Origin of the sequence: Pseudoduganella chitinolytica (assembly GCF_029028125.1) — a bacterium.
GTDB lineage: Bacteria > Pseudomonadota > Gammaproteobacteria > Burkholderiales > Burkholderiaceae_D > Rugamonas > Rugamonas chitinolytica.
The window spans coordinates 5,240,044-5,252,843 of sequence record NZ_CP119083.1; the positions used below are offsets into that span (position 1 = coordinate 5,240,044).

Annotated in this window: 13 protein-coding genes; 7 read left to right on the plus strand and 6 right to left on the minus strand. The window is 66.9% G+C overall.

Annotation, left to right across the window (positions count from 1 at the left end; genetic code table 11):
• Positions 1–5 precede the first annotated feature (5 nt).
• Genes PX653_RS23345 through PX653_RS23365 form a run of 5 tightly spaced genes read left to right on the plus strand, consistent with a single transcriptional unit; the run spans position 6 to position 5,494 of the window.
• On the plus strand, positions 6–1,181 hold the full coding sequence (locus PX653_RS23345; protein WP_277415073.1) for a CpaE/TadZ family protein: 1,176 nt from the start codon (positions 6–8) through the stop codon (positions 1,179–1,181).
• An 11-nt stretch (positions 1,182–1,192) separates the two neighbouring features.
• Positions 1,193–2,539 carry a TadA family conjugal transfer-associated ATPase gene (locus PX653_RS23350; protein ID WP_277415074.1) on the plus strand — a complete coding sequence of 449 codons (1,347 nt, stop codon included), beginning with the start codon at positions 1,193–1,195 and terminating at the stop codon, positions 2,537–2,539.
• Between the two features lie 9 nt (positions 2,540–2,548).
• Complete coding sequence (locus PX653_RS23355; protein WP_277415075.1) at positions 2,549–3,523, plus strand: type II secretion system F family protein; 975 nt, start codon at positions 2,549–2,551, stop codon at positions 3,521–3,523.
• Entirely contained in the window at positions 3,520–4,461 is a 942-nt protein-coding gene (locus tag PX653_RS23360) for a type II secretion system F family protein (RefSeq protein ID WP_277415076.1), read from the plus strand. Before PX653_RS23355 ends, PX653_RS23360 begins: the two co-directional genes overlap by 4 nt.
• 19 nt (positions 4,462–4,480) lie before the next feature.
• Positions 4,481–5,494, plus strand: a complete 1,014-nt coding sequence (locus PX653_RS23365) for a LytR C-terminal domain-containing protein (RefSeq protein WP_277415077.1) — start codon at positions 4,481–4,483, stop codon at positions 5,492–5,494.
• A 55-nt stretch (positions 5,495–5,549) separates the two neighbouring features.
• Here PX653_RS23365 and PX653_RS23370 read toward each other — a convergent pair whose 3' ends face one another.
• The gene (locus PX653_RS23370) at positions 5,550–6,473 is read right to left on the minus strand and encodes a LysR family transcriptional regulator (protein ID WP_277415078.1); all 924 of its coding nucleotides are present in this window, start codon (positions 6,471–6,473) and stop codon (positions 5,550–5,552) included.
• A 125-nt stretch (positions 6,474–6,598) separates the two neighbouring features.
• On the opposite strand from PX653_RS23370, the gene PX653_RS23375 reads away from it, so the two are divergent.
• Positions 6,599–7,612: a zinc-dependent alcohol dehydrogenase family protein gene (locus PX653_RS23375; protein WP_277415079.1), complete on the plus strand. Its 1,014-nt coding sequence runs from the start codon at positions 6,599–6,601 to the stop codon at positions 7,610–7,612.
• Between the two features lie 64 nt (positions 7,613–7,676).
• On the opposite strand, the gene PX653_RS23380 is transcribed toward PX653_RS23375, so the two are convergent.
• The 3 genes from PX653_RS23380 to PX653_RS23390 all read right to left on the minus strand — a co-directional run bounded on the left by PX653_RS23380 (position 7,677) and on the right by PX653_RS23390 (position 9,933).
• Positions 7,677–8,444, minus strand: coding sequence for a GIN domain-containing protein (locus PX653_RS23380; RefSeq protein ID WP_277415080.1), 768 nt, complete (start codon positions 8,442–8,444; stop codon positions 7,677–7,679).
• A 28-nt stretch (positions 8,445–8,472) separates the two neighbouring features.
• Complete coding sequence (locus PX653_RS23385; RefSeq protein WP_277415081.1) at positions 8,473–8,679, minus strand: hypothetical protein; 207 nt, start codon at positions 8,677–8,679, stop codon at positions 8,473–8,475.
• 174 nt (positions 8,680–8,853) lie between these two features.
• Positions 8,854–9,933 (minus strand): tartrate dehydrogenase, encoded by a 1,080-nt coding sequence (locus PX653_RS23390; protein ID WP_277415082.1) that lies wholly within the window; start codon positions 9,931–9,933, stop codon positions 8,854–8,856.
• A gap of 84 nt (positions 9,934–10,017) precedes the next feature.
• Here PX653_RS23390 and PX653_RS23395 point away from each other — a divergent pair, with 84 nt between their 5' ends.
• The gene (locus PX653_RS23395) at positions 10,018–10,908 is read left to right on the plus strand and encodes a LysR substrate-binding domain-containing protein (protein WP_277415083.1); all 891 of its coding nucleotides are present in this window, start codon (positions 10,018–10,020) and stop codon (positions 10,906–10,908) included.
• Positions 10,909–10,926: 18 nt separating this feature from the next.
• Here PX653_RS23395 and PX653_RS23400 read toward each other — a convergent pair whose 3' ends face one another.
• Both PX653_RS23400 and PX653_RS23405 read right to left on the minus strand, forming a co-directional pair.
• A complete protein-coding gene (locus tag PX653_RS23400; protein ID WP_277415084.1) occupies positions 10,927–11,619 on the minus strand; it encodes a DUF2461 domain-containing protein in 693 nt (230 codons plus the stop codon).
• A gap of 10 nt (positions 11,620–11,629) precedes the next feature.
• On the minus strand, positions 11,630–12,787 hold the full coding sequence (locus PX653_RS23405; protein WP_277415085.1) for a Do family serine endopeptidase: 1,158 nt from the start codon (positions 12,785–12,787) through the stop codon (positions 11,630–11,632).
• Positions 12,788–12,800 lie beyond the last annotated feature (13 nt).

Genomic DNA, 12,800 nt, shown 5'->3' on the forward strand with positions numbered 1-12,800 from the left:
AAGTCATGAAAGCACTGATGATCAGCAAGGACAGCCTGCTGCACGCGGAACTGGCGGCGCAGGGCTCGGCGCGGCTGCCGGCCGTGCAACTGGTGGCATCGCGCCAGGGCCTGCGCGACGCGGTCGAGCGGCCCATTGCCGACGGACCGCACCTGGTGATCCTGGACGCCAGCGACGTCGATGCGGCCGACTGGGAGTTGGTGGACCGGCTGGCGCGCCAGTACCCGGGCGCCCGCTTCATGCTGCTCACGCGCGAGGCGCAGCAGGAACTCCTGATCCGGGCCATGCGCGCCGGCATGCGCGAGGTGCTGCAACTGCCGCTGGTGCACCGGGCCTTCCACGAAGCGATGGACCGCATCGAGATCGAGGCCGGCGTCACGCGCATGCGCGATGGCAAGGTGCTGGCCTTCATCGCGTGCAAGGGCGGCAGCGGGGCCACGTTCCTGGCAACGAACTTCGGCTATGCACTGGCCGCGCTGGCCGAGAAGAAGGTGCTGCTGATCGACCTGCACGGCCAGTTCGGCGACGCGACGTTGTACGTCTCGGACCAGAAGCCGACGATGACGCTGTCCGACATCTGCGGCCAGATCGCCCGGATGGACGGCGCCTTCCTGGAGTCCTGTTTGGTGCACGTGGCCCCCGGCTTCGGCGTACTGGCGGCGGCCGACGATCCGGCCCGCACCGTCGACATGAAGCCCGAGCACATGGACGTCATCCTGCGCGTGGCGCGCCAGCACTACGACTTCATCGTGCTGGACGTGGGCCGCCAGATCGACGCGTTGTCGCTGCGTGCGCTCGACAGCGCCGACACCATCTATCCGGTCCTGCAACTGGCGTTGCCCGACATCCGCGACGGGCGCCGCCTGATCGATATCTTCCGCTCGCTCGGCTATCCGGCCGAGCGCACCCGCCTGATCGTCAACCGCTACGAGAAGGGCGGCAAGCTGCGCCTGGCGGACCTGGAGCATGCGCTGGGCGCGGATGTCGTCCATACCGTGCCGAACGACTACATCTCGGCCACCGATTCCGTCAACCAGGGCATCCCCGTGCTGCAGCTGTCGCGCAGCAGTCCGGTGGCGCGCAGCCTGGCCGACCTGGTCGAGCTGGTGACGGCGCGGCGCGTGTCGGAAGCCAAGGGCCTGTTCGACCGGCTGTTCGGCCGCAGCGTCGCGGAACAATAAGGGAGACTGCGATGAGCCTACGTGAACGCCTGGCGCTGGCCGACGAGCCTCGCGGCCACGCCATCAACCTGCCCGCGCAGTCGCAGGCGGCCTACCAGGACCTGAAGCGCACGATGCACCAGCTGATCCTGGACCGCATCGACCTGGAGCGCCTCAAGCGGCTGACGCCGGAGCAGTTCAAGCACGAGCTGGCGCTCCTGGTCCAGCGCATCGTCGAGGACGAGCGCATCGTCCTGAACCAGAATGAACGGCACCACCTGGTGCTCGACATCCAGCACGAGATGCTGGGCTTCGGTCCGCTCGAACCGCTGCTGGCCGACGCCGGCGTGTCCGACATCCTCGTCAACACACACGACAAGGTTTACGTGGAACGCGGTGGCCGGCTGGAACTGACGGCCGTGACGTTCCACGACAATGCCCACCTGATGAAGATCATCGAAAAGATCGTCTCGCGCGTGGGCCGGCGCATCGACGAGTCCAGCCCGATGGTGGATGCGCGCCTGCCGGACGGTTCGCGCGTCAACGCGATCATCCCGCCGCTGGCGGTGGACGGACCGATCCTGTCGATCCGGCGGTTCTCGGCCCATCCCCTGACGATGGCCAACCTGATCGAGTACAAGAGCCTGACGCCGCCAATGCTGGAGGTATTGCAGGCACTGGGCCATGCCAAGATCAACATCCTGATCTCGGGCGGCACGGGCAGCGGCAAGACCACGTTGCTGAACGTGCTGTCCGGCTTCATTCCGCCCAGCGAACGCATCGTCACGATCGAGGACGCGGCCGAGCTGCAGATGCGCCAGCCGCACGTGGTCCGGCTGGAAACGCGGCCACCCAATATCGAAGGAAAGGGCGAGGTCAACCAGCGCGCACTGGTACGCAATGCGCTGCGGATGCGCCCCGACCGCATCATCCTGGGCGAGGTGCGCGGCCCGGAGGCGCTGGACATGCTGCAGGCGATGAACACGGGCCACGAAGGCTCGCTGGCGACGATCCACTCGAACACGCCGCGCGACGCGCTGGCGCGGCTGGAAAACATGGTCGGCATGGCCGGCGTCAACCTGACGCCGCGCGCCACGCGCCAGCAGATCAGCTCCGCGGTGACGGTCGTGATGCAGGTGTCGCGCCTGACCGACGGCGCCCGCAAGCTGGTCAGCCTGCAGGAAGTGACGGGCATGGAGGGCGACGTCATCGCCATGCAGGAGATCTTCCGCTTCGAGCAGACCGGCGTGGATGCACACGGCAAGGTGCAAGGCCACTTCTTCGCCACCGGCGTGCGGCCCCGCTTCGCCGACCGCCTGCGTCTGTTCGGCGCGCCGGTGCCGGACAGCGTGTTCGATCCCGACCGCGTGTTCGAATAGGAGCACGCCATGGACCTGGTGTTCGCGGCCTTTGCCGTCCTGCTGTTTGCCGCCGTGATCTTCATGGTCGAAGGGGCGTGGCTGTGGTGGACGACCAGCCATGGCAAGGTCGCGCGGCGCATCGCCCGCCGCCTGGACATGATGGCGGGGCGGGGGGAAGGCGCGGAGCGGATCAGCATCCTGAAGCAGCGCCGCCACGCCACGTCGCCATGGCTCAATCGTTGGCTGGGCCACGTGCCCCGGGTGGGGGCGCTGGACCGGCTGCTGCTGCAGTCTGGCCTGGGCTGGCAGGTCGGGCAGTTCCTGGGCGGTGCGTTGCTGCTCCTGCTGGCCACCCTGGCGCTGCTGCCCTGCCTGTCGCTGCCGATCCTGCCCGCGGCGCTGGCGCTGGCAGGATCGGCAGTGGCCCCGTACGGCGTGCTGCTGCGGGCCAGGGCCGCGCGCCTGAAGCGGATCGAGATCCAGCTGCCCGAAGCGGCCGACTTCCTGGCGCGGGCACTGCGCGCCGGCCACTCGTTCGCCAACGTGCTCAAGATGGTGGGCGACGAGATGCCCGACCCGATCGGCGGCGAATTCAAGGCGACCTACGAGGAAGTCAACTACGGCGTGCCGATGAACGAGGCGCTGCACAATCTGGGAACCCGCATCCCGTTGACGGACCTGCGCTACCTGGTGCTGGCGGTACTGATCCAGCGCGAGTCCGGCGGCAACCTGGCCGAGCTGCTGGCGAACATCGGTCGCCTGACGCGGGCCCGCCTGAAGCTGCTGGCGCAGGTGCGCGTGCTGTCGGCCGAGGGCCGCATGTCCGCCTGGATCCTGGCCTTGCTGCCGCTGGGGATGCTGGCGATTTCGTCGGTGACGAACTACCACTACGTCAGCATCCTGTGGACCACGTCGACCGGCATCAACCTGCTGTGGTCCGCGGCCGGCTCGACCCTGTTCGGGGTCGTCTGGATGCGCAGCGTGATCAGGATACGGATATGAACGGTGCCCACCTGTTGTTCTTGCTGGTCGTATTCGTCGTCGTCGCCGGCATCGCGCTGGCGGCGATGGCGCTGTTCGCCCCTGCCGCATTGCGTGAACGCCTGCGTTCGTTCCGCGCCGCGCCCGAGGTGGCGCAGCAGGCCGAGGGCGGCCAGTGGATCGAGCGCGTTGCCCGCGCCGCGCTGCCGTTCACCAAGCTGTCGTTGCCGGAAGAGGGCTGGGAGCGCTCGCCGCTGCGCACGAAGTTCATCAACGCGGGCTGGCGCCATCCGCATGCGCCCACGCTGTACTTTGCCGCGAAAACAGTGCTGGCGCTGGGGTTGCCGGCGCTGCTGGCGGTCGGGCTGGTCACGACGCCTGGCGGGTTGCCACAGAACGGCTTCCTGGCCATGCTGTTTGCCGGCGCGGCATTCGGCTACTACCTGCCCAATGCGCTGCTGACGCGCACCGCCGGCCGGCGCTGCCGCGACATCTTCGAGAATATCCCGGACGCGCTCGACCTGCTCACGGTGTGCGTGGAGGCGGGGCTGTCGATGGAACGCGGCCTCGCCAAGGTGGCGGCGGAGGTGCACGTAAAGAGCCTGGTGCTGGCGCAGGAGCTGCAACTGGTGCTGATGGAGATGCGCGCCGGCTTCACGAAGGAGCGGGCATTGCGCAACTTCGCGCTGCGCACGGGCGTGGACGACGTCGACACGCTGGTGGCGATGCTGATCCAGTCCGAACGCTTCGGCACCAGCATGGGTGACTCCCTGCGCATCCATGCGGACAACCTGCGCCAGAAGCGCAGCCTGCTGGCGGAGGAGGCGGCGGCCAAGGTGTCGCTGAAGCTGATGTTCCCGCTGATCTTCTGCATCTTCCCCACGCTGCTGATCGTGCTGATGGGGCCGGCGGCGATCCACATGGCGCGGGAAGTGCTGCCGATGATGAGCGGTCAGTGAACAAGTGACGGAGCGAGCGATGAAGATGACAAGCCGGATCATGGCCGTGGCCTGGACGGGCACGATGCTGCTGGCCTGCGGCACGCCGCGCCAGGCCGACAACGCAGCCGTGCCGGTGGTGGCGCCGGTCGACAGCGCCGAAAGCCTGTATGTGCAGGGTCGCGTCGCGCACGGCGCGCGCCAGCCGCAACAGGCACGCAGCGCCTACCAGGACGCGCTGCGGCGCGACCCGGCGCACCGTGGCGCGGCCAATGGCCTGGCGGTGCTGCAGGCGGAGGAGGGCGACGTGGCCGGCGCCATCGCTCGCTGGCGCGCGCTGCTGGCTACGCAGCCGGCGCCTGCCGGCACGGAACGCGCTTTCCTGCTGGGGAACCTGGGTTACGCGTTGTTCCTGCAGGGCGCGCGGGCCGAGGCGGTGGCAGTACTGGAGCAGGCTTGCGTGCTCGATCCATCGCAGTCGTTGGCGTGGGAGCACCTGGGCGCCGTGCTGGAAACGGCCGGCCAGACGGAACGCGCGGTACGGATGATGAAGCAAGCCCGCGCGCTGCGCGAGCACGACCTGCGCCAGGACGCCACGGTCGCCGGTGCCGCCGTGGCGCTGCCGCCGCCGGCCGCGCTGGTGCCGTCACCCAGCCTGTGGCCGGCCGACCTGGCACGCACGGAGGTGCGCTCTGTCGGCGCGGCCGTGGTGGAAGTACACCGGATTGTCGCGGCACCGGCGCGCCAGCCAGGGGCGACGACATCCGGCCTGCGGCTCGAGATCAGCAATGGCAATGGCGTGCGCGGCATGGCGGCAGCGTGGGCGCGCGACGCGCGTATCGGGGCCATGCAGTGGGAAGCCGTGCGGCTGACCAATACCCGGCCGTTCGGGGTGCGCGTCACGCGCATCGAATATGGTGCGGACGGGGCGGCCGTGGCGCAGGTGCTGTCGGCGCGGCTGGGGTTGCCGGCACCGCGGTCATCGCCGGGGGCTGGCACTGCCGACTTGCGTATCGTGCTGGGGCACGACCGGCGCAAGCCGGCCGCGCCTTAGTCTCCCAACGAAGCGTGACAAAAAAAGGGCGACACGCCAATCAATATTCCAGGATTTACATCCTGCCGCGGTTGAACGCCTCCGGCGAATCAGCCGCCATCCGGACCAATTCGTCCACTGTCACACGAACCTTCGGCTGCAAGTGCCAGGTCTTTTGCCACACCACGTGTATCGGCATCGCGCCGCCGGTGATGTCCGACAGTACTTCGACCAGTGCGCCTCGGCGCAATGCGTCGCCGGCCAGCCAGGTCGGCAACTGCGCCAGTCCGCAACCGGCCAGGCAGGCACTTTCCAATGCATCGCCATCGAAGAATTCGTGGCGCATGGGTACCTCATGCGGCTCGGTCTGGCCCTGCGCATTTTTCAAGAGCCACATCGGCCGGTTGCCAGGTCGCCAGCCGACCAGGCAATCGTGCCGGTACAGGTCTGCGTGCGTGAGCGGCGTGCCGCGACGGGCGAGGTAATCGGGCGACGCACAGATCACCAGGGTCTGCTCTCCCAGGCGGCGCGCGACGAGATCGGGATAGGCGTCCAAGGCGCCGATGCGCACGGCCAGGTCGATCCCTTCCCCCACCATGTCCACCGCGCGATCGCGCAGCGTCACCGACATGTCGAGCTTCTCATGGCGCGTACAGAGCGCGAGCAAGGTGGGAATGACATGGCGGCGGCCGAAAGTCGTCGGCAGGTCGACGCGCAGGCGGCCAATCGGATGCTGATGGCCGGTGCTGAGAAACGATTCTGTCTGCGCCAGTTCCTCCAGCACGCGACGGCAGCTGACCAGGTAGGCCTCGCCCTCGGTCGTCAGGTCCATGCGCCTGGTCGTGCGGTGCAGCAGCTGAACGCCGAGCCGCGCTTCCAGGCGTGAAATGCTTTTGCCAACGGCTGATCCGGTTACCCCAAGCAGGTTCGCTGCTGCCGTCAGGGAGCCACCGTCGACGGTAGCGACAAACTCTCTGATGCCTGCAAATCGGTCTTCCACGAGCGCTCGATTCTGGAATTTAAGGATTGAATGTCGGGAATTATAACGACTAACTCTGTCCGTGAGATCGAATTACACTGGGTATCAGTCGGGGCCGCTCGTCCCACACTACTACTGGAGAACATATGAAAGCATGGCTGCTGAAAGATTTTGGTCTTGACAACCTGGAACTGGGCGAGGTACCTGTCCCGTCACCGCAGCCGGGCGAGCTGCTGATCAAGGTTGGGGCAGTGTCCCTGAATTTCCGCGACAAGGCGATCGTCGACGGTATCTATGAGCCGCACCTGGTGCCGAAGAACCTGATTCCCGTGTCGGACGCTGCCGGCACCGTCGTAGCCGTCGGCGAAGGGGTGACACGCTTCCAGGTCGGCGACCGCGTCAACTCGCACCTGTATTCGCGTTGGATCGATGGCGAGCCAGGTCCGGACGAGCCGGCGTGGTGCATTGGCATGCCGCTTCCTGGGGGCCTGGCCGAGTTCATGATCATCCACGAGAACAGCGCTGTCCGGGCGCCGGCAAGCATGAGCGACGAGGAAGCATCGACCCTGCCGATCGCTGCGCTCACTGCGTGGTATTCGCTGATGGACGTCGGTCGTTTGCAGCCAGGCCAGACCGTACTGGTGCAAGGTACCGGCGGCGTCTCGATCTTCGCAGCCCAGATCGCCGCGGCCCATGGGGCCCGCGTGATCGCTACCTCGAGCAGCGACGCCAACCTGGCCAAGGTCAAGGCATTGGGCGTGAGCGAAGGCGTCAACTACCGCACGCACCCCGATTGGGAGCAGGAAGTCTCGAAGCTCACCGGCGGCAAGGGAGTGGACGTGACGATCGACGTCGCCGGCGGGGATGGCCTGAACAAGTCCGTCCTGGCGACCAAGGCCGCTGGCGTCATCGCCCAAGTCGGTTTCCTCACCGGGCAGACGACACGGTTGCAGTTGATGCCACTGATCTTCCGCCAGACCACGATTCGGGGCATTGCAGTCGCACCGCGGACCGCGTTCGACCGCATGAACCCGTTCCTCGACCTGCACGGTATCAAGCCGGTTATCGACAAGGTCTATTCCTTCGATGAAGCAGTGCAGGCCTTCCAGCACTTGGCGCGGGGCCCGTTCGGCAAGATCGTCATCAAGATAGCCGGCTGATCTGCTCACTCATCTGCTGGGGGACGTCGCAAGGTTGTGTCAGGCGCTCTTGAGCACTGGGGCATCACTGCCACGTCACGTGGCCCAGGCCGCGCGCGCTGGCGTTGCGGCTGGCGGGCTTGCCGTACACGGTGGCCGAGCCGAGACCGGACAGGCGCAGGTTGGCCGCCGACTTCGCGTACACGGTGGCACCGCCTAGGCCCGTCATGTCGACGGTGACGCTGTCGGACCGCAGCTGCCGTGCGTCGAGGCTGCCGACGCCGCCCAGGCGCGCCTGCAGGCTGCGGCTCTGGCCACTGACGACCATCTGGCCGGCGCCGCGCAGGTTCAGGTCCACGTTCTCCGCATTGCCCGTGTTGACGGTCATGCTGCCGGCACCGTTCAGGTGGGCGTCCAGGTTGCGGTACTGCGCGCTCAGCTTGACCGCGCCGGCACCGTCGAGCGCGACGCGCAGCCGCTCACCGGAAAAGCCTTGTACCTCGGCGCTGCCGACGCCGGCGCTCACGAGTTCGGCCAGGTTCGGCAAGGTCAGCTCGGCCCGCAGGTTGGGACGGCTCATCTGGATGCCCTTCAGGTCCGTGCCGATGCGCAGCGTGTCGCCGCTCTGCGTGACCACAACCTTCGGCAGGTAGCGCTTGTCACCCGTAATGGTCAGCGCCGCCTGCGCGCCCTGGCGCAACTGCAGGTCGATCACGCCGTCCAGCACTACTTTGACGGCGCGCGCATCGACGGTGCGCGCTTCGCTGGCATTGTCTTCGGCCTGCGCGGTGGTGGCCGCGCCGGCCGCGCACAGGGCGACGGCCAGCATCGTTGCGTTGACAAATTTATGCATCGACTTTCTCCTCCTGGCAGGTGCGCTGTTACAGCGCGGCTTTTTCGGCGGCCGTCAGGCGCTTGGCCGTGACGACGACGACGGGCATATCCTGCTGTGCCTTGGTCGCGACGGTCGCGATGGCAGGCGCCGGGGCACGCTGCAGCTTCGGCACGGCGGCCGCCGCGAAGCTGGTGGCGCCGATGATGACGAGGGCGGAAACGAAGATGGCTTCCATGTTCTTGGCGATGTTCATGATGCGCTCCTTGAGGTGTCGGGTGGGTGTGTTTCGTTCTTCGATGGTTGAACTATAGGGACCCGTTGGCGCTGACACTACCGGCGTGCGATGAACTGCAAATTCGGCGGACTGAAATGCCGCCAGGCGCGCATGGGCCATGGCTTGCGCCCGTGCGCGCATGGGTCGAACGGCTCAGCCGACCAGCGTGGCGATGGCTTCGCCCATCTGGGTGGTACTGGCGCTGCCGCCCATGTCCGGCGTGCGCGGGCCGTCGACCAGTACCCGCTCGATGGCGGCCATGATGGCGTCGTGGGCCGCGCGGTAGCTTGCGTCGCCGTTGCCGAGGAAGTCCAGCATCATCGCGCCGCTCCACACCATCCCGACGGGGTTGGCGATGTTCCTGCCGTGGATGTCGGGCGCGGAGCCATGTACGGGTTCGAACAGCGAAGGGAAGGTGCGTTCGGGGTTCAGGTTGCCCGATGGTGCGATGCCGATCGTGCCCGTGCACGCGGGACCGAGGTCGGACAGGATGTCGCCGAACAGGTTCGATGCGACGACCACGTCGAAGCGCTCGGGGCTCAGCACGAAGCGGGCACAAAGGATGTCGATGTGGTACTTGTCCCACGTGACGTCGGGGTAGGCGGGAGCCAGCGCTGCCACCCGTTCGTCCCAGTACGGCATGCTGATCGAGATGCCGTTCGACTTGGTGGCCGACGTCAGGTGTTTTTTCGGCCGCGACTGCGCAAGGTCGAAGGCATATTTCAGGATGCGGTCGGTGCCATGGCGCGTGAACACCGCTTCCTGCAGCACCGTCTCGCGCTCGGTGCCCTCGAAGATGCGGCCACCCACGGACGAGTACTCGCCCTCCGTATTCTCGCGCACGACATAGAAGTCGATGTCGCCCGGCTGCTTGCCGGCCAGCGGGCAGGGCACGCCCGGCATCAGCCGCACCGGACGCAGGTTGACGTACTGGTCGAAGCGGCGGCGGAACTGCAGCAGCGAGCCCCACAGCGAGACATGGTCCGGTACCAGGTCGGGCATGCCGACGGCGCCGAAGTAGATCGCGTCGAAGCCTTGCAACTGCTCGAACCAGTCGTCCGGCATCATCTTGCCGTGTTCGAGGTAGTAGTCGCAGTGGGCCCAGTCGAACGACGTGAATTCGAGAGGCAGGTTGAAACGGCGGGCGGCGGCCTGCAGGGCGCGCAGGCCTTCTGGCATGACTTCCTTGCCGATGCCGTCGCCGGCGATGACTGCGATGCGTTGGGTTTTCATGGGTGAGTCCTCCTGTGCCCGACAGCATAGCGCTGGACGTTGTAGATATAATCGAACGATTCGTTACTCTACTTTGCACAATCCGTGAAGAATGCGCCGTTGCTGGAAGACCTGGAGCTGTTCTGTGCTGTCGTACGCCACCGCAGTTTCACGGCGACGGCCCGGGCGCTGGGCGTGTCGAACGCCTACGTCAGCAAGCGCATTGGGATCTTGGAGACAACGCTGGGCGTGCGCCTGCTGCATCGCACCACGCGTACCGTCGCGGTGACGGAACAGGGGCAGGTGGTCCATGCCTGGACATTGCGCATCCTGGAAGACGTGCAGCAGCTGGGCGATGCGGTGTCGGCGGAGAAGCAGGAGCCGGCCGGCCTGCTGCGCATCTGCACCAGCTCCGGGTTCGGGCGCAATCGCGTGTCGCCGGCGCTGTCCGCGCTGGCGTTGCGCTATCCGGCGCTGGAGATCCAGCTGGAGCTGCTGGACCGCGCCGTCGACCTGGTCGCGGAAGAGTTCCACCTCGATATCCGCGTCGGCCAGGCGGACGAGCCGCACCTGATCTCGCGCCGCATCGCCGCCAATGCACGTGTCTTGTGCGCGGCTCCGGCCTACCTCGCGCGCCACGGCACGCCGCACGCGCTGGCCGAGCTGGCGACGCATCGCTGCATCGTGATCCGCGAGCGCCACGGCGATTTCGGCCGCTGGGTGCTGGACGGACCGCGCGGCGCGGAAAGCGTCAAGGTGGGCGGGCCGCTGTCGGCCAGCAATGGGGAGGTGGTGCACCAGTGGGCCCTGGATGGCCACGGCATCATCCTGCGCTCGCTGTGGGACGTGGGGCCGGCGCTGGCGCGCGGCGACCTGGTGCGCGTGCTGCCGGACTATGCGCAGCCGGCCGACGTGTATGCCGTGTATCCGTCGCGCTTGTCGGCTTCGGCGAAGGTAAGGGTGTGTACGGAGTTTATCGAGGCGTATCTCGCATGAGGCCGGTGTTCCGGTGCTTCATGCCGCTTCTTCCTCTTCCACTTTGGCGGACCGCATCCACTGCACCAGCGGATACGCATCCTTGAAGCCGGCGGCGATCAGCGGCAGCAGTGCGTCCGGATCGTTCAGGTCCAGGTCGACGTCGGTCCACACGAAAAAGCTCTTCAGCTTGATGAACTCGATGTGCTCGTGGTCCGCATCGAAGCCCTTGGGCGGACGCTGCAGCTTGCCTTCGTCCTGGATGGTGCCGTAGCGGGCCTTCAGCGCCTTGTTGTTCAGTGCCTTGCGAAAGCCCGCCGCATCCTCGACCATGTGGCGGCGCAGCGCGCGCAGGCGGTGCGGGGGCGGCATGTATTCGCCCGCGCCGAACTGCAGCTGGCCTGCGCCGTTGAGCTGGAAGTAGTAGGTGGGGCCGCCCGCCATGCTGGGGCGGCGCATGTCGTTCGGCGCCACGGCGGCCGAGAACGTCGTCTTGTACGGCCGCTTGTCGTGCGCGAACCGGACGTCGCGGTTGATGCGGAACATCGCCTTCTTGGGATCGCAGAACTTGACGGCGGGGTCGAATTTGCCCAGTTCGCCGATCACCGCCGTCACCAGGGCGAGGAACTCCTCGCGCAGGATGTCGTAGCGGGGCTTGTTCATGATGAACCAGGGACGGTTGTTGTTCTCGGCCAGCTCTTGCAGGTAGCCGTTCAGGTCGCGCAGATGCATAGGATTTCGTTTATTTTTTCGGGACGGGGCGTTTGCCCACGGTGATGGCCAGCTCGGCCTCGCGGTTCTTGCGCAGCACGCGCATCCTGGCCGTTCCGCCCGGCTCCAGCTGGGCGATCAGGTTCAGCATTTCGGTGGTGTCGCGCACCGGCTTGCCCTCGACGGAAACGAGGATGTCGCCCGGCTTCATGCCGCCCTTGTCGGCGGGACCGTTGCGCACGACGCCGGCAATGATGGCGCCCCGGTCGCGCTGCAGGCCGAAGCTTTGCGCCAGTTCCGGCGTGATCTCCTGCGACTCCACGCCGATCCAGCCGCGCACCACGTGGCCGCTCTTGATGATCGACTCCATCACCGTCTTGGCCGTCGTGACGGGGATGGCGAAACCGATGCCGACGGAGCCGCCGGTCTGCGAGTAGATCGCCGAATTGATGCCCAGCAGGTTGCCGTTGGTGTCGATCAGCGCGCCGCCGGAATTGCCGAAGTTGATCGCCGCATCCGTCTGGATGAAGTTCTCGAAGTGGTTGATGTGCAGGTTGTTGCGGCCCAATGCGGAGATGATCCCCATCGTGACCGTCTGGCCCACGCCGAACGGGTTGCCGATGGCCAGCACCACGTCGCCCACCTTGGCCTGGTCGGCATGGCCGAGCACGATGGCGGGCAGGCGGTCCAGGCCGATCTTGATGACGGCGAGGTCCGTTTCCGGATCGGTGCCCACCAGCTTCGCGGCCGACTGGCGCCCGTCGGCCAGCACGACCTCGATCTCGTCCGCGCCTTCGATCACATGGTAGTTGGTCAGGATATAGCCGTCCGGGCTGACGATGACGCCCGAGCCGAGGCTGTTCTGGTCGTCCTCTTCCTCCTCGCCGCCCTCGCGGTCGCCGAAGAAGCGCTTGAAGTACGGGTCACGCAGCAAGGGATGCTTGCGCGGCAATGCCTTGGACGTGAGGATGTTGACGACCGCCGGCATGGCCCGGCCGGCCGCGGTGCGGAAGGAGCCGGACGTGGGCGCGGGGGCGGCCACGGTGGCCACCGCCGGCTGCGATGGCGTGCCCAGTTGCTGCACGGTGCCGGGACGGGCGTGCCAGCCGGGTTGTACGGCGTAGTAGACGAAATACAGTGCCAGGACGATGGTCACCGCTTGCGCAAACAATAACCAGAGTCGTCGCATGGCTGAAATCGAA

Bases quoted from the DNA above. Each gene is read 5' to 3' on its own strand.
- PX653_RS23375 (WP_277415079.1), top strand. From the start codon at position 6,599: ATGAAAGCATGGCTGCTGAAAGATTTTGGTCTTGACAACCTGGAACTG.
- PX653_RS23390 (WP_277415082.1), bottom strand. From the start codon at position 9,933: ATGAAAACCCAACGCATCGCAGTCATCGCCGGCGACGGCATCGGCAAG.
- PX653_RS23400 (WP_277415084.1), bottom strand. From the start codon at position 11,619: ATGCATCTGCGCGACCTGAACGGCTACCTGCAAGAGCTGGCCGAGAAC.
- PX653_RS23385 (WP_277415081.1), bottom strand. From the start codon at position 8,679: ATGAACATCGCCAAGAACATGGAAGCCATCTTCGTTTCCGCCCTCGTC.
- PX653_RS23355 (WP_277415075.1), top strand. From the start codon at position 2,549: ATGGACCTGGTGTTCGCGGCCTTTGCCGTCCTGCTGTTTGCCGCCGTG.
- PX653_RS23365 (WP_277415077.1), top strand. From the start codon at position 4,481: ATGAAGATGACAAGCCGGATCATGGCCGTGGCCTGGACGGGCACGATG.
- PX653_RS23360 (WP_277415076.1), top strand. From the start codon at position 3,520: ATGAACGGTGCCCACCTGTTGTTCTTGCTGGTCGTATTCGTCGTCGTC.
- PX653_RS23380 (WP_277415080.1), bottom strand. From the start codon at position 8,444: ATGCATAAATTTGTCAACGCAACGATGCTGGCCGTCGCCCTGTGCGCG.
- PX653_RS23350 (WP_277415074.1), top strand. From the start codon at position 1,193: ATGAGCCTACGTGAACGCCTGGCGCTGGCCGACGAGCCTCGCGGCCAC.
- PX653_RS23345 (WP_277415073.1), top strand. From the start codon at position 6: ATGAAAGCACTGATGATCAGCAAGGACAGCCTGCTGCACGCGGAACTG.
- PX653_RS23405 (WP_277415085.1), bottom strand. From the start codon at position 12,787: ATGCGACGACTCTGGTTATTGTTTGCGCAAGCGGTGACCATCGTCCTG.